12 protein-coding genes and 1 pseudogene are annotated in these 15,467 nt (G+C 65.5%); 10 read left to right on the forward strand and 3 right to left on the reverse strand.

Annotated elements, in window-relative coordinates:
- Window positions 1-5 precede the first annotated feature (5 nt).
- Window positions 6-842 (forward strand): annotated as a pseudogene (locus tag HWX36_RS20245) (bestrophin family ion channel); the annotation flags it as partial.
- A 94-nt stretch (window positions 843-936) separates the two neighbouring features.
- Here HWX36_RS20245 and HWX36_RS20250 read toward each other — a convergent pair.
- Window positions 937-1,320 (reverse strand): type II toxin-antitoxin system death-on-curing family toxin, encoded by a 384-nt coding sequence (locus HWX36_RS20250; protein ID WP_124463763.1) that lies wholly within the window; start codon window positions 1,318-1,320, stop codon window positions 937-939.
- Window positions 1,317-1,544, reverse strand: a complete 228-nt coding sequence (locus HWX36_RS20255) for a transcriptional regulator (protein WP_009889671.1) — start codon at window positions 1,542-1,544, stop codon at window positions 1,317-1,319. Before HWX36_RS20255 ends, HWX36_RS20250 begins: the two co-directional genes overlap by 4 nt.
- Window positions 1,545-1,600: 56 nt before the next feature.
- On the opposite strand from HWX36_RS20255, the gene HWX36_RS20260 reads away from it, so the two are divergent.
- Together HWX36_RS20260 and HWX36_RS20265 are read left to right on the forward strand one after the other, a co-directional pair.
- Complete coding sequence (locus HWX36_RS20260) at window positions 1,601-4,033, forward strand: DEAD/DEAH box helicase family protein (RefSeq protein WP_347879223.1); 2,433 nt, start codon at window positions 1,601-1,603, stop codon at window positions 4,031-4,033.
- Between the two features lie 78 nt (window positions 4,034-4,111).
- Window positions 4,112-5,311, forward strand: coding sequence for a hypothetical protein (locus tag HWX36_RS20265; RefSeq protein ID WP_244136469.1), 1,200 nt, complete (start codon window positions 4,112-4,114; stop codon window positions 5,309-5,311).
- Between the two features lie 303 nt (window positions 5,312-5,614).
- On the opposite strand, the gene HWX36_RS20270 is transcribed toward HWX36_RS20265, so the two are convergent.
- Window positions 5,615-7,645 (reverse strand): FUSC family protein, encoded by a 2,031-nt coding sequence (locus tag HWX36_RS20270; protein ID WP_175954028.1) that lies wholly within the window; start codon window positions 7,643-7,645, stop codon window positions 5,615-5,617.
- Window positions 7,646-7,790: 145 nt separating this feature from the next.
- Between HWX36_RS20270 and HWX36_RS20275 the strand changes: the two genes are divergently transcribed.
- The 7 genes from HWX36_RS20275 (at window position 7,791) to HWX36_RS20305 (ending at window position 15,463) form a co-directional block, all read left to right on the forward strand.
- Window positions 7,791-8,693, forward strand: coding sequence for a LysR family transcriptional regulator (locus HWX36_RS20275; RefSeq protein WP_175954031.1), 903 nt, complete (start codon window positions 7,791-7,793; stop codon window positions 8,691-8,693).
- A 397-nt stretch (window positions 8,694-9,090) separates the two neighbouring features.
- The gene (locus HWX36_RS20280) at window positions 9,091-10,650 is read left to right on the forward strand and encodes a DHA2 family efflux MFS transporter permease subunit (protein WP_175954034.1); all 1,560 of its coding nucleotides are present in this window, start codon (window positions 9,091-9,093) and stop codon (window positions 10,648-10,650) included.
- 174 nt (window positions 10,651-10,824) lie between these two features.
- Window positions 10,825-11,154 (forward strand): hypothetical protein, encoded by a 330-nt coding sequence (locus HWX36_RS20285; protein WP_175954036.1) that lies wholly within the window; start codon window positions 10,825-10,827, stop codon window positions 11,152-11,154.
- Between the two features lie 242 nt (window positions 11,155-11,396).
- Window positions 11,397-11,732, forward strand: a complete 336-nt coding sequence (locus HWX36_RS20290; RefSeq protein ID WP_175954038.1) for a sugar ABC transporter ATPase — start codon at window positions 11,397-11,399, stop codon at window positions 11,730-11,732.
- A gap of 136 nt (window positions 11,733-11,868) precedes the next feature.
- Window positions 11,869-13,458, forward strand: a complete 1,590-nt coding sequence (locus tag HWX36_RS20295) for an ABC transporter substrate-binding protein (RefSeq protein WP_175954039.1) — start codon at window positions 11,869-11,871, stop codon at window positions 13,456-13,458.
- Window positions 13,459-13,639: 181 nt separating this feature from the next.
- A complete protein-coding gene (locus HWX36_RS20300) occupies window positions 13,640-14,182 on the forward strand; it encodes a class I SAM-dependent methyltransferase (protein ID WP_175954041.1) in 543 nt (180 codons plus the stop codon).
- A 27-nt stretch (window positions 14,183-14,209) separates the two neighbouring features.
- A complete protein-coding gene (locus tag HWX36_RS20305) occupies window positions 14,210-15,463 on the forward strand; it encodes a hypothetical protein (RefSeq protein ID WP_175954043.1) in 1,254 nt (417 codons plus the stop codon).
- Window positions 15,464-15,467 lie beyond the last annotated feature (4 nt).

The following is a 15,467-nucleotide window of genomic DNA, read 5'->3' on the forward strand; positions in this document are numbered from 1 at the left end:
CGGCGATGATCGTTCGTCCGCGCGAGCACTGGCTGCGGATGCTGCTCGTCTGGAACGGCTCGGTGCTGCCGACCATCCTGCCGCAGCTCGTGCTGACGCTCGCGATCAGCCTCGTCGCGGTATGGGGCGGCGGCCGCGTGCTCGGCGAGAAGGTGCCGCTGAACCCGACGCCGTTCACGCTGATCGGCCTCACGCTCGCGATCTTCGCGGGGTTTCGCAACAACGCGAGCTACGAACGCTACCGCGAAGGCCGGCAACTGTGGGGCGGCGTGCTGACCGCCTCGCGCACGCTGGTGTCGCAGGCGCTCTGCTACGGTGCGATCGACCGTGACGATGCATCGCGGCGCGCCTTCGTGCGGACGGTCGTCGCGTACGTCTATGCGCTCAAGCATCAACTGCGCGGCACCGATCCGGCCGCGGACCTGCGCGGGCTGCTCGACGATGCTGCCTACGCGCGCATCGCCGCGTCGCGCTTTCGCCCGGTCGTCATCGTGCACGCACTGCGCGAAGCGTTCGCCGCACGCGCCAATGCGGGCCACCTCTCCGGCACGCGGCTGTGGATGCTCGACGCGCGTCTCGACGATCTGGTATCGATGGTGAGCGGCTGCGAACGGATCGCGTCGACGCCGATCCCGTTTTCATACGACGTGCTGCTGCACCGGACCATCTACGCGTACTGCGTACTGCTGCCGTTCGGCCTCGTCGACTCGATCGGCGCGGCGACGCCGTTCGTCACCGTGTTCGTCGCCTATACGCTGATCGCGCTCGACGCAATCGCACATGCGATCGCCGAGCCGTTCGGCGACGGGCCGAACCATCTCGCACTCGACGCGATTGCGCGGTACACCGAAAGGATGCCGTCATCGGCATCACTCATGGGCCGCCCGTAACTGGCTAAACCAGCGCGAGTTTCGAGTTTAATCGCCCGCCGCCGACTTACTCGGCGATCCGCTGCCGGAACCACTCCGCCAGCGCAGCTTCGTCGAGCGCGCCGGCAGCAACCATTTCCATGGTCTTAACGGCGTCGGTCGGATCAAACTTCAGCCGATATCCGTTGTCTGCCAGGAAAAGGCGCGCAACCACCCAAGCGGTTCTCTTGTTGCCGTCCGCAAAGCCATGATTTCGCGCAAGCCCATAGGCATATGCAGCGGCGAGCGCCGCCGCGTCCGCCCCCGCATAAACATCGAGATTCTGCGGCCGTGCCAGTGCCGACTCCACCGCTCCTTTGTCGCGCACACCATCGAGCCCCCCGTGCTCGGCAAGCTGGCGATCATGGACGGCATAAGTCAGATCCGCGCGCACCCAGCGCCACGCGGTCATTTGGCCAGCGCCCGCAGAATATCGCGGTCATCGTGCATGATCTCTTCCGCCAGCTTCATCTGGCGTTCAAAATCGGGGTTGTACGGCGTGATCCGATAGCCGCCTTCTGGCGCCTCGGTCAAATACACGGTATCGCCCTTCTGCACCTTGAGCCGTGCCATAGCCTCCTTGGTAAGAATGAAGCCAGCCGAAGCCCCGACCGTTGTGACCTTGAATGTAAGCATGGCGCCCTCCTCACTATATAATCCACATTATATAGCAATCGCTCGAAGGACAAGGATTGAACCGCTCCACCACAGTTGGTGTTCAGGGACAGAAAGGTGGCTATCCCATTCGCAACGCCGACATGACACCCGAGCCTGGCGAACTGGAGCGTTTGCGCGCCGAAAATGGGCGACTGCGCGCCGTGCTCGAAGCGCACGGCATTGACTTCAAACGGTCGTTGGCCGAGCCAGTAGCCCCGCAGTCCGAGGCGTCCCGCCTTAGCACCGACGAGAAAGTCGCTTTGTTTCGCCGGCTGTTTCAGGGTCGTACCGACGTTTATCCGGTTAGATGGCAAAGCAAGGCTGGCAAATCAGGCTACTCACCCGCTTGTGCCAACGAGTGGAGACCGGGTATTTGTGAGAAACCGCGGATCAAATGCTCTGACTGCGGCCACCGCCTCCTGATACCGTTGTCCGACCAGATCATCTATGACCACCTTGCTGGTAGGCACACGATTGGCGCCTACCCCTTGCTGGCTGACGATACCTGCCATTTTCTTGCCGTCGACTTCGATGACGCCGACTGGCGGGAAGATTCCCTGGCTTTCAGGTTGTCATGCGCCGAACTAGGCGTACCGGCCGCGCTGGAAATCTCACGATCCGGCAATGGCGCGCACGTCTGGATTTTCTTCCGGTCAGCCGTACCTGCACGGGATGCGCGACGCCTAGGCACCGCGATCATCAGCCGCACATGCGCACGAACCCGACAACTGAAGCTGGCATCCTACGACCGCCTCTTCCCTAATCAAGACACGATGCCGAGGGGGGGCTTCGGCAATCTGATTGCACTTCCTCTGCAAAAGACGCCGCGCGAGCAGGGTTGCAGTGTTTTCGTCGACGAGAACTTCCAACCCTACATGGACCAGTGGGCCTACCTGGCGTCGATCCAGCCGATGGCGACTGACTCTGTCGAGCAGGCCATCATGGATGCTACGAGCGGTACACATCCTCTCGACGTAACCTTCATTACCGAGGAGGAACAGGCGGAACCGTGGAAAGTGCGCAAGAGCCAGCAAGACACACTGCCAGGTCCGATGCCAGCTTCGCTCTCTGTCATCGCAGCCAATCTCGTCTATTTCGAGAAAGCATGCGTCCCCCAACCTTTGCTAAACCGGCTGATCCGCCTTGCTGCCTTTCCGAATCCCGAATTTTTTAAGGCCCAGGCCATGCGTTTTCCTGTCTGGGACAAACCACGAATTATCGGTTGTGCGGAAAACCACCCTAAGCACATCGCGTTACCGCGTGGATGTCTCGACGCGGCCAGCAAGTTGCTTCGTGACAACAGAATTCGGTGTGAACTTCACGACGAGCGGTTTTCAGGCAAACCAATTGATGTCGCTTTTTCAGGCAGGTTGCGAGCCGATCAGGAAGAGGCTGTCACGGCGATGCTTCGACACGATGCCGGGGTGCTATGTGCTCCAACGGCATTCGGCAAAACGGTGACAGCAGCAGCCCTGATCGCGGAACGCGGCGTCAGCACGCTGGTCCTTGTACACCGCACCGAACTCCTCAGGCAATGGCAGGAGCGGCTGCAGGTTTTTCTTGGTGTAGGCAAAAGCTTTGTCGGCACGATTGGTGGTGGCAAGGCGAAGCCTGGCGGGCAAATCGATATCGCCGTTATGCAGTCGCTTTCGCGCCAGGAGGACCCGGGCGCGTTTATCGGGCAGTACGGGCATGTGATCGTGGACGAATGCCACCATCTTTCAGCCGTCTCATTCGAGGCATTGATGAAGCAGGCCAGAGCAAAGTATGTACCCGGACTAACCGCGCCCCCAATCCGGCGAGACGGTCAGCATCCGATCATATTCATGCAGTGCGGGCCGATCCGCCATACAGCATCACGACCGGCAACGGCCCCACACGACCTTGAAGTCATCCCGCGGATCCAGTCAGCTACGATTGATCTGCCCGCCGAAGCAGCCATTCAAGATGTGTTCCGCCATGTCGCTACCGACCCGCAACGTACAGCGGTTATCGGCAACGATGTAATCAATGCGCTAGCCGTCGGGCGCAAGATTCTTGTTCTGACCGAGCGTACCGAACACGTCACAGCCATTGAAGCAGCCCTGACTGGAAGAGTGGAAAAAATTTTCACGCTGCATGGGCGTATGTCGAAGAAACAACGAAGTCTCGTAATCGCCGAACTCGAAGCGTTGCCCGCAGATGCCCCGCGAGTGATTCTGGCGACCGGCAAGCTTGTGGGCGAAGGCTTCGACCATCCCCCGCTTGATACACTCGTCCTCGCAATGCCCATCTCATGGAAAGGTACGCTTCAGCAATACGCTGGAAGACTGCACCGCGAGCACGCAACAAAAGCCAATGTTCGTATCCTCGACTTCGTCGACACAGGGCATCCGGGCTTGCTTCGGATGTGGGACAAGCGCCAGGCAGGTTATCGGGCAATGGGATATAGGGTAGAGCACCCCAGCCCGACTCATCGGCTTCTGTAGTGGCCGATCAAAGGCAGGAAAGTTCAGCAAGCCACAATCTGGCGCGGCAACTGCCGCCCCCGAAATGAAGATTGAAACGTGAGCGAATACCAATACTACGAATTTGCCGCAGTCGACCGACCGCTTACCGGGCAACAACAGGCTGAGTTGCGAAGCCGCTCCACGCGCGCGACGATCACGGCCTCGAGCTTCGTCAATGAATATCACTGGGGTGACCTCAAAGGCGATCCGCTCGACTGGGTAGAACGCTACTTCGACGCTCATGTCTATTCCGCCAACTGGGGGAGCTGCCGCCTTCTGTTGCGACTGCCGCGGGCAATATTCGATGCTCGGTCGCTGCTCGATTACACTGGTCGCAAGGGGCGCACGGCACGGTCGCAATTTGCGAAGGCGTTCAATGCCGTCGACACAGGCGAACAGTGTCTCCTCGACTGGTGGTTCAACGACGACTCTGGAGAATACCTTCGCTTCTCGGAAGAAGCTGACGGCGCAGGGTGGATGGCTCGGCTGCTACCCATCCGCGATGAACTGCTCCGAGGCGATACACGCCCGCTTTATCTCGGCTGGCTAGCGCGGATAGGTAATGGCGAGTTGCGCGACGATGATCGTGAACCGCCATTGCCGAACGAACTCAAGACACTGACGCCTGCGCAGAACGCCCTCGCTGAATTCCTGATGCTCGATCCGGACTGGCTCGCCGCCGCGGCAGAAACGAGCTCTTCACTGGCTGCCGGATCCAAGGACGCTGACCGGTTCGATCCTTGGCTGCTCGAGTTGACGGAAGATGAAATGCGCACAGCGCTGCGCATGCTGCTCGAAGGACGAAGCCAGGAAGCCGAACGTACTCTTCGGCGCAGGTTCCTCGCGTGGGAGCAAGCGCGGGTGCCCAATCGCGTCGTACACCCAGAACCCCGATGTGTAAGTGAAATTGCGGCCCGGGCCAGCTTTCATCGTGGCGTTCGCGAACAACGGGAACGCGAAGCCTGCAAAGCCGCTGAGGCGCGACGAAAAGCAGAGCGCTCACGCTACCTTACGTCACTTCTTGAAGACGAAGACAGCGCCTGGTCCGCCATCGATTCAAAGCTCCAACGCGGTTCAGGATCGTCCTACGACCAAGCTTTCCGGGCGCTCCAGGAGCTTGCCGAAGCTTATGCAGGAATCAAACGCGAGGCGACATTTCGACGTCGGCTTGTACGACTGATGGCAGAGCACGGAAAACGCGGTGCCTGGGTTACCCGGTTGACGAAAGCTGGATATATGTGGGAGCCAAAACGGTGAGCGACGGGAGTAGTCATCGCCCTCGGTGCAGACCGAGTGAAGCAAGACACCTTGCATCTTGTGAAGCGTCCTGTGGCCTCCATCGCAGTCTCGCCACAATAACGACCAGGCGACTGTATTTCTGACGGTATACACACGCACCGGTAACGCCCTCGCCTTGCAGGACAAGCGGTTGCGGCCAGACTCAACATAATTGCGCGGCAGATCGAGCGCACGCTGCTCGAACTGAACCGCGAGCCGCTGCCGGCGGAAGTGACGCCCTGCAAGGCCTATCGCCTCAGCTGACGCACGCCGGGCGCTCCATCATTCCTGGCGGCCTCGCAGGAAGCCCTCGTGCGCGGCCGCCGTCTCGGCGATCGTGCTGAGCAACACCGCACCGCGCAGCAGCGCGCGGCCGTCGTCGCTGTCGACCTCCGTCACACGCCGCAGCAGCGCACGGGCTGCCGCGTTGCCGGCCCGCGCCAGCCGCGCGAAATCCGCGCACCCTACCCGAGCCTGCACCAACGCGACCGCACGGCGCGCCACCGGCTCGCGTGCCGCCAGTTCTGCCAGCGCCAACAGGCTGTTGCCGATCGTCCAGGCCGCAAGCAGATCGCGCAGGTCGCGCTCGATGAGCGTGGGTGGCAGACGGCCCGCGAAGCCGAGTTCACGCCCGAGACGGTCGGCCGTGCGGCTCAGCCACGCACTCGCCCGCCACGCCCGCGGATTGCGCGCAATGCGCGCCAGGTCGTCGCGCACCGCGCGATGGAGGCGCCGCCGGCTCGTGCCGGGATCGCCGGGAAACACGAGCGCAAACACGAGTGCCCCGAACGCGATGCCAAGCAGCGTGGCGAGCGCCGAATTGAGAAACGCGGCGTCGCCGATGCGCGCCGTATTGTCCGGCGACGTGAAATTCCAGAAGAAGATCGAGAAGCCGCTGCCGATGCCGGCCGTGCGCGGATTGCGCATCGCGATGCCCGTGCCGATCATGAACACGCCGAGGATGTAGGCGAGCATCTCGAAGCCCGACACCGCCGGCAGCAGCACGAAATTGCAGAGGGCGCCCGCGACCGCCGCACAGGCCGCCCCTTTCAGGAAGCCGACGGTGGCGCCCACCGAGTTCGGGCGCGTCGAGAACAGTGCGCAGACCACGCCCGTGATCGCGACGAACCCGGCGCCCGACGGCCACGCGGTCACGATCCAGAGCGCCGAGGCGACCAGCACCGCAATGAACGCGCGAATCCCGTTGTGCCAAGCGAGCACCGGATCGTGGTGGAACGCATAGCGCACGCGCGATGCCGGCGGATTCGGCTGGTCCAACTGCGCCTTGCCCGCGAAGGCGGCGTCGAAACCGGCAAGCAGCGCCGCCAACCGGTCGAGCGTGAGCAGGCGCGACGGGTCCGAGCCGGCCGGCTCGGCGGCCTCGGCGCGCACCGCGGCGTCCACGTGCGCACGCAATGCGGTCAACTCGGCGCCTGCTTCGCCCGACGCGGCCACCCCGTCGAGCACCTGCGCGGCATCGGCGACCAGCGGGTCCGGCGTGCCGCCGCTGCGCGCCGCATGCTCGTGCAGCGCTTGCCCCGCGGCCTGCGCGGACAGCACGCCCACCACCGCCGCGCGCAGATGGCCGATCGCGTTGCGCACCGGCGGCGCGCCGGCAGCCGCATACTCGGCCGCCGTGTCGAGTTCGAGCGCGTCCGCGAACAGCCGGTGCACGGCCGCGCCGTTCGGCTCGCGGCGCAGCGCGCCCGCGCCGACGGCCACTGCGCGGTCGAGATAGCGCGCGAGCCGCGTGCGGACGTCGGCCAGCGGCGAACCGGGCGCGAACACCGTCTCGAACGCCGCGCCGCACAGGATGCCCACCACCACGTACAGAAAGCGCGCGGTCGCGATGTCGAATGCGTGCAGCGGCGCGGCTACGGCGTCCATCGCGATGATGGCCGCCGTATAGCCCGCGAGCACCGCCGCATACGCGCGGAAATTGCGCAGGAAGGTCGCGACGCCCGCACACAGGCCGATCCACGCGGCGAGCGCGGGCAGGAACAGCTCGGGCGTCTGCGCGAACGCGCCGGTCAGCACGAGCGCGACGGCCGCGCCGATCGCGGTGCCGAGAATCCGGTACTGGCTCTTCGACAAACCCATTCCGCGGCTACCCTGCGCGACGATCCACACCGTCGACGCAGCCCATTTCGGGTCGTCGAGATTCATCCGGAAGGCGATGTAGAGCGCGAGCAGCGACGCGGCCGTATTGCGCAATGCGAAGCCGAGGGCGCCGGGCAGCAGCGCGGGCCGGGCGTCGCGCAGCGCGGTGCGCACGGCCGCGAGCGGCGGCAAATGGGGCAAGGCGAATTTCATGCGGCGAGCATACGGGGGCACGCCGCCGCCACTAAGAGGCGCGGACAGGATGCGTTATTGCTCCGGGCAGGATAATCGCCGCCGCACGGAGCGATTCGGCCGGCGAAGGTAAGATGCGCGCAGGTCGAACACTGACGCACCCCGTATGGACTTCGAAAGCATCCGGATATTCCTGCGCGTGGTCGAGCGCGGCAATTTCACCGCCGCCGCCACGCACCTCGACATGCCGCTCAGCCGCGTGAGCCGCAAGGTCAAGCAGCTCGAGGACGATCTCGGCGTCCAGCTGCTGTACCGGACCACGCGCCGCGTCTCCGTCACCGAGGCCGGACGCGACTACTACGAGCGCTGCCTGCGCGCCGAGGACATCCTGCTCGACGCCGACCGTCAGGCCCGCGCGCTGCGCACGGCGCCGGAGGGCATGCTGCGCGTGCTGGTGCCCTACTCGATCGGCCTGTTCGAACTGGAGCCGGCGCTCGCCGAGTTTCGCCGGCGCTACCCGCTGGTCCAGCTCGTGCTGATCTACGACAACAACCCGCTCGATCTCGTCGAGCACGGCTTCGACGTGGCGCTGCGCGCGGGGGTGCTGACCGATTCCAGCTACATTGCGCGCTCGCTCGGCTGGTCGCAGGCGAAGCTTGCCGCGAGCCCGGCCTATCTCGACCGCGCCGGCCGGCCCGCCACGCCGCAGGATCTCGCGCGGCACGACCTGCTGCTCGTCGGCCGCGACGCGCCCGGCCTGACGCTGCGGCTCACCAATGCGGCCGGCGACGTGGCCGACGTGCCGGTGCGGCCGGTGCTGATCACCAACGAATCGGTGACGGTGCTGCGCCAGGCCGCGGGCGGCGGCGGCATCGCGCTGGTCTCGACGCACTACACGGCCCGCCGGCTCGAGCGGAACGAACTCGAAATCGTGCTGCCCGACTGGCACCGGACCGACGACGTCGAGCTGCACGTGCTGTACCCCCGGCGCGCGACCCTCGACAGCAAGGTGCGCGCGTTCGTCGATTTCCTGGCGGACGTGTTCACCGCATGGCGCACCGCGCCGTAACCGGCACGGTTCGCACACCGATTGTTGCGGCAAGCGAAATCGATTGATGAGCCGGCCCGTGTTGATGGCGGCTCGCCACATCGTTAGCCTGTCGCGATGCAAAATCATTCCACACGCGACGGCAGCCGCCTGAGCGCTGCCCGCAGGCGCGTCACGCGCGTCCCGCCTTCCTGACCGGCCGCATCCCGCCTCCCGAAGCCCGCCACGGCTTCGTGCATCCGATCGAGCAGCGCGTCGCACGCATCGGCCCCATCTACCGGGCTGCGCTGCGCGCGCCGTGCCCCCTTCCGTTCAGCAGCCGCGCCTGCGCCGCGTTCGCGCGCATGCGCGGCCGCGCGCGGCGGTGCGTGCCCGCCGCAACGGGCCGCATCCGTTACGCCCCTTACGCAGGCAACCCATGTCCACTCCGTCATCTTCGGCCCCGCTATCGGGCGGCCGCCTCGCGATCGGCACGATCGCGGTATCGCTCGCGATGTTCATGAACGTGCTCGACTCGTCGATCGCGAACGTCGCCATTCCGACGATCTCGGGCGACCTCGGCGTGTCGGTCGACGAAGGCACGTGGGTGATCACGATCTTCGCGGCGGCGAACGCGGTGTCGATTCCGTTGACCGGCTGGCTCACGCAGCGCTTCGGCCAGGTACGCCTGTTCGTCACGTCGATCCTGCTGTTCGTGTTCGCGTCGTGGCTGTGCGGGATCGCGCCGAACCTGCCGACGCTGCTCGCCGCACGGATCCTGCAGGGCGCGGTCGCCGGGCCGCTCGCGCCGCTGTCGCAGGCGCTGCTGCTCGGCGCGTGGCCGCGTCAGAAATCGTCGAGCGCGCTGGCGCTGTGGTCGATGACGGCGCTCGTCGGCCCGATCGCGGGGCCGTCGCTCGGCGGCTGGATCACGTACGACTACAACTGGTCGTGGATCTTCTACATCAACATCCCGGTCGGCTTCTTCGCGGCCGCCGTCACGTGGATCGTGTTCCGCGACCGCGAATCGGCCACGAAACGCATGCCGATCGATACGGTCGGCCTGTTGCTGCTCGTGCTGTGGGTCGCATCGCTGCAGATCATGCTCGACAAGGGCAAGGATCTCGACTGGTTCAACTCGCCCGTCGTCGTCGCGCTTGGCATCGTCGCGCTGATCGGCTTCGCGTTCTTCCTCGTGTGGGAGCTCTACGAAGCCAACCCGATCGTCGATCTGCGGCTCTTCACGCAGCGCAATTTCGCGGGCGGCACGATCGCGATCTCGGTCGCGTACGGGATGTTCTTCGGCACGCTCGTATTGCTGCCGCAGTGGATGCAGGGCTATCTCGGCTACCGCGCGGTCGACTCGGGGCTCGCCACCGCGCCGCTCGGGCTGTTCGCGATCCTGCTCACGCCGGTCATGGGGCGCCTGCTGCCGCGCACCGACCCACGCTACATCGCGACGCTCGCGTTCGTCGGCTTCGCCGTGGTCTTCATGATGCGCACGACCTTCTACACCGACGTGTCGCGCTGGGATCTCGTGCTGCCGACGCTGCTGCAGGGCATCCCGATGGCGATGTTCTTCGTGCCGCTGACGTCGATCATCCTGTCCGGGTTGCCGCCGGAAAAGATCCCCGCCGCCGCCGGCCTGTCGAACTTCGGCCGCACGTTCTGCGGCGCGGTGGGCACGTCGCTGATCAGCAACGCGTGGAACGACCGCACGATCCTGCATCACGTGCGGCTCACCGAACAGGCGAGCGTCACCAACCCGACCTTCGCGCAACACGTCGACACGACGCGTTCGCTGCTGCACCTGGGCCCCGATTCGGCGCTCGCGTTCTTCAACGCATCGGTCGATTCGCAAGCGGCCGTGATGGGGCTGAACGACATCTTCTACGTGTCGGCGATCATCTTCATCGCGATCATTCCGCTGATCTGGATCACGAAACCCACGCGCTCGGGCGGCGGCGACGCCGACGCAGCGGCGGCCGGCGCGCATTGATCCGCATGCGCGACGGCCGGGCCTCGCGCGGCACGCGCGGGGCCCGCGCCGCAACGCCCCGACGTAACAAAGACTTGCAATCGATACAGGCAGAAACGTCAACAGCAGGGGCCCCCTCCGCGTTTTTTGGACAAGCGCCCACGATCCGGACGCACAACGACAGGAGAAAACACCATGCGAGCCCTCACCCGCCATCTCGCGATTGCCGCCACCCTGATGTCGGTGCTGACCGGCACCGCGTTCGCCGACACGCCGTGGCAACAGGCGCATCCGCGCCGCGAAGAGGTCAACCAGCGCCTCGCAAACCAGAATCGCCGGATCCATCACGAAGTGAAGGACGGCGAGATGTCGCACGCCCAGGCCGCGCGCCTGCACCGTGACGACCGCAAGATCCGCCAGGAAGAGCGGGACATGGCTGCGCAGGACCACAGCCACATTACGAAGAGCGAACAGCACGTGCTGAACCAGCAGGAAAATGCGGTCAGCAACAAGATCGGCCAGTAACGCCGGCAAGCGCCCAGTCGCCATCGCCTGAACGCCCGCTGCCGCCGCCCGGCGGCGGGTGCTTGTTGTATCGAATCGTTTCAACGCCCCGATCGTGTCAGACGCTGCGGGTATACTCCGACGTCAGCCGCCCGCCGTATCGACCGTCAAGAACGGCCCGATTCCGGGCGGTTTCGTCGCGAAGCTTCGCGTTTCGCCTACCCCGCGCCCCAGCCTCGATACGAGACACCCGACGACCGACCATGAAACGATTCCTGCTGCTCCTTCCCGCCGCCCTGCTCGCCGCCTGCGGTTCCGCACCCTCGCCCGACTCGGCCGCTTCCTCCGGCGCAGCGCCGATGATCTACGTGTCGTCGCAACGCCCGGCCTACGCGATCGCCAACTGCCTCGACAGCCGCCTGTCGGGCACCGAGCAATCGCAGCACAACGGCGTGACCGACATCTCCGTCGGCTCGAACTCGTACTTCGTCACGCTGACACCGTCGGGCAACGGCTCGGTCATCAAGGTCGTGCGCGGCTCGGGCAACGAGCCGGCCGAGGAAGCGATGCGCTTCGCGATCGCGCGCTGCGCGATCTGATCCGAACCCGCCGATGCCGGGCGTCCGCCCGGCTCGCTCCCGCGCGCCAGCCCGCCGGCGCGCACGCCGAATATTTTCATCCGGGCGGCCGTCGATGAGAGAATCGCAGCCACGATTTCCTTTCAACGGAGCCCGCATGAAGCACCTGCTGTCCCGGCTGTTCGTCAGCGCCGCGCTCGTCGCGCTTGTTCCGGCATGGCCGGCACAGGCGGCCACGCCGCCCGGCATCTTCGTCGTCGCCACGCAGCTCGGCGAATTCACGACCCTCGACCCGAGCGGGATCTACGAGCTGGTGCCGTCCGAGTACGTCGCGAACACCTACGAACGCCTGGTGCGGGTCGACCTGAAGGACCCGACGCGCTTCGACGGGCAGATCGCCCAATCGTGGACGGTCGGCGCCGACGGCGTGACCTACACGTTCAAGCTGCGCCCCGGCCTCACGTTCCATTCCGGCAACCCGGTGACCGCCGACGACGTCGCGTGGTCGCTGCAGCGCACCATCCTGCTCGACAAGGGGCCGGCCGGCGTGCTCGCCGATCTCGGTCTCACGAAGGCGAACGTGATGCAGAAGGTGCGCGTGGTCGATCCGCAGACCGTCGTGCTCGAAACCGACCGCAAGTACGCGCCGAGCTTCGTGCTCAACGTGCTGAGCGCGTGCCCGGCCTCGGTCTTCGACAGGAAGCTGCTGCTGTCGCACCAGCAGGGCAACGATTTCGGCAGCGGCTGGCTCCGGACCAACGACGCGGGCTCGGGCCCGTACCAGCTCGTCAAGTGGACGCCCAACGAGACCATCGTGCTGCAGCGTTTCGACAAGTACCGCACGCCGTACCCGATGAAGCGCGTCGTGCTGCGTCACGTGCCCGAAGCGTCCGCGCAACGGCTGCTGCTGGAGAACGGCGACGCCGACGCCGCACGCAACCTGAGCCCCGACAGCCTCGCCGCGCTGACGAAGGCCGGCAAGATCAAGGTCGCGTCGTGGCCGGTGTCCGCGCTGTTGTACCTGAGCCTGAACACGAAGAACCCGAACCTCGCGAAACCCGAGGTGCAGCAGGCGATGAAATGGCTCGTGGACTACGACGGCATCCAGCGCAACATCGTCAGCACGACCTACAAGGTGCATCAGACCTTCCTGCCCGAAGGCTTCCTCGGCGCGTCGAACGCGCGGCCGTACAAGCAGGACGTCGCAAAGGCGAAGGCGCTGCTCGCCAAGGCCGGCTTGCCGAACGGCTTCGACGTGACGATGGACATGCCGAACGACTATCCGTACCTCGAGATCGCGCAGGCGCTGCAGGCGAACTTCGCGCAGGGCGGCATCCGCGTGAAGCTGATTCCGGGCGATGCGAAGCAGGCGATCGGCAAGTATCGCGCGCGCCAGCACGACATCTTCATCGGCGAATGGTCGCCCGACTACATGGACCCGAACAGCAACGCGCGCGGCTTCGCGTGGAATCCCGACAACTCCGACCAGTCGCCGACGAAGATGCTCGCGTGGCGCAACAGCTGGGACATTCCGCAACTGACGAAGGACACCGAGGCCGCACTCGTCGAGCCGTCGCCCGCGAAACGCGCACAGCGCTACGAAGCGCTGCAGAAGGCCGTGCTCGCGAATTCGCCGTTCATCATCATGTTCGAGAAGGTCGTGCAGGTCGCGACGCGCCCCGGCGTGACCGGGCCGGAAATCGGGCCGATCAACGATCTCGTGTCATACCGCACGCTCGCGAAGTAATCGGGGCTGCCCGCGCGGCCGACCATGCCGGCGCGCGGGTAATCGCCGCAAGCCGCCGCAAGCCGCCGCGTCGGCGCTAGGCAGTGCGGCGGCCGGCGATCTACAATGGCCGGCGCCGCGGGGGCCGGCTGGTCCCGGCGATGGCACCCACCACCGAATTCGCTTCGCGAAGGAAAAACGGATGCGCACGCTACAACAACTGAGAATGGAATTCCTGCAGTACAAGATCGAACCGATCGGCTGGCTCGGCGACAGCCCTTCCCGCTTCGACTTCTATACGGAAACGGCGATCGGCTGCGACACCATCCTCGAGCTCGGCGTGTTTACCGGGCTGACCACGACGGCCTTCATGCTCGCGCAACCGAAGCGCCTCGTGTCGGTCGACATCTCCGACGAGCACTTCCACATCCGGCGCGAACTGGAGCAGGCCGCGCAAGACCTGTCGGTCGACTTCGAATTCAGGATCGCCGACGATCTCGCGATGGAGCCGCTGGCATCCGACCTGCTGTTCATCGACACCACGCACACGTACGAGCAGACGCTCGCCGAACTGAACCGCTTCGGCCCGCTGGCACGCAAGAAGATCGTGCTGCACGACATGACCACGGCCGGCGTGTACCAAGCCGTGTTCCAATGGCTGTGGGACAACAAGCAGTTTCATATTACGTATCACGACAGCCGCGGCTGCGGCGCGGTCGTCTGCGAGCGCCACGTCGGCTACTGAGCCGGGCAGGCCCACCGGGGAAAACACATGCATTCGAGCGAGCACGCGGTCTGCGTGGCCATCAACGACAACAACCGCGCATGGTACGAAATGCTCGTCCCGTTCCTGCTGTCGCTGCGGCACACCGGCTTCGACGGCCGGATCGCGGTGATCGGCTACGAGCTCTCCGAACGCAAGCGGCTGATCCTGGCGAGCCAGTCGGTCGACGTGATCGAAGCATCTGGCGCATATGCGCTGCCGGTCGGCCGCTTCATCGAGGCCGCCGAGTATTGCGCCCGCAACCCGCAGATCCGCAAGCTCGCGCTGTACGACGCCGACATCTGGTTCTGCGCGGCGGAGTTCGACCTGTTCTCGCAGATCGGCGACGACCGGATCCACGCGTGCCCCGACCCGCTGTTCTGCACGTTCGTCGTCACGCCGCTGATCGGCGAGCGGCGCGACGCTCATTGGCGTCTCGTCGTCGACAAAGTCCGCGCGCGCCACGGCGGCGCACTGCAGGCCGGGCTCGTGGCCGGGACCGCCGACGCGTGGGCGCGCTACGCCAGCCATCTGCGCGACTGCATCGCCCACATCGGCACCGACTTCCAGGAATGCTTCGGGATCGATACGACGTTCCTGCACCTGTGGAGCGCGCAAGGCGAAACGGCGCTGCTCGATCCGGTCCAGAACTTCGTCAGCAAGTACGGCATTCACGAGGCGTTCGACGCAAGCGACGGCACGACGACGCTCCGGTATCACGGCGAGCCGATCCGCGCGCTGCACATGACCGGCGATATCCGCTTCCTCGACCGGTGGCGCTACTACGCGAACCACACCGACGCCGCGCTGCGCGACGGCGTGCCGTTCGCGCTGTCGGACGGCACGCCGGTGCAATCCGACGCGGTGGCCGCACGCATCGCGGCGGCCGACTACCTGCGCTCGGCCGGGCTGACCGTCGCGGCCGCGGCAATCGAGGAAAGCGCCGGCGCCTACCTGCAGGCGATCGACGAACCGGGCGGCACGATGCTGATCGGCAGCGGAAACCACGAAGCCGTGTTCACCGCGACCCGCGACATCGCGCGGCTGAACGTCTACGTCACGCATCCGTCCGGCTCGCCGTCGCCGCTGCTGTGCGAAGTGCTGGTCGACGGGCAGCCCCAGCGCAAAGGCACCGAGCTGATGGCGCATTTCTGGTATCGGATCGTGGCCGGCACCGTCATCACGCTGCGCTCGACGAGCCTCGGCGGCCAGCAGTGCAACGTGATCTGGCGGCTTCGCGAAGCGCCGGACATGCAGCAGTAGGCGC

This window comes from Burkholderia sp. BCC0405 (assembly GCF_902833075.1).
GTDB lineage: Bacteria > Pseudomonadota > Gammaproteobacteria > Burkholderiales > Burkholderiaceae > Burkholderia.

Coding starts and splice junctions, on each gene's coding strand:
- HWX36_RS20250 (WP_124463763.1), bottom strand. CDS start 1,320: ATGACCGCGTGGCGCTGGGTGCGCGCGGATCTGACTTATGCCGTCCAT.
- HWX36_RS20255 (WP_009889671.1), bottom strand. CDS start 1,544: ATGCTTACATTCAAGGTCACAACGGTCGGGGCTTCGGCTGGCTTCATT.
- HWX36_RS20270 (WP_175954028.1), bottom strand. CDS start 7,645: ATGAAATTCGCCTTGCCCCATTTGCCGCCGCTCGCGGCCGTGCGCACC.
- HWX36_RS20275 (WP_175954031.1), top strand. CDS start 7,791: ATGGACTTCGAAAGCATCCGGATATTCCTGCGCGTGGTCGAGCGCGGC.
- HWX36_RS20280 (WP_175954034.1), top strand. CDS start 9,091: ATGTCCACTCCGTCATCTTCGGCCCCGCTATCGGGCGGCCGCCTCGCG.
- HWX36_RS20285 (WP_175954036.1), top strand. CDS start 10,825: ATGCGAGCCCTCACCCGCCATCTCGCGATTGCCGCCACCCTGATGTCG.
- HWX36_RS20290 (WP_175954038.1), top strand. CDS start 11,397: ATGAAACGATTCCTGCTGCTCCTTCCCGCCGCCCTGCTCGCCGCCTGC.
- HWX36_RS20295 (WP_175954039.1), top strand. CDS start 11,869: ATGAAGCACCTGCTGTCCCGGCTGTTCGTCAGCGCCGCGCTCGTCGCG.
- HWX36_RS20300 (WP_175954041.1), top strand. CDS start 13,640: ATGCGCACGCTACAACAACTGAGAATGGAATTCCTGCAGTACAAGATC.
- HWX36_RS20305 (WP_175954043.1), top strand. CDS start 14,210: ATGCATTCGAGCGAGCACGCGGTCTGCGTGGCCATCAACGACAACAAC.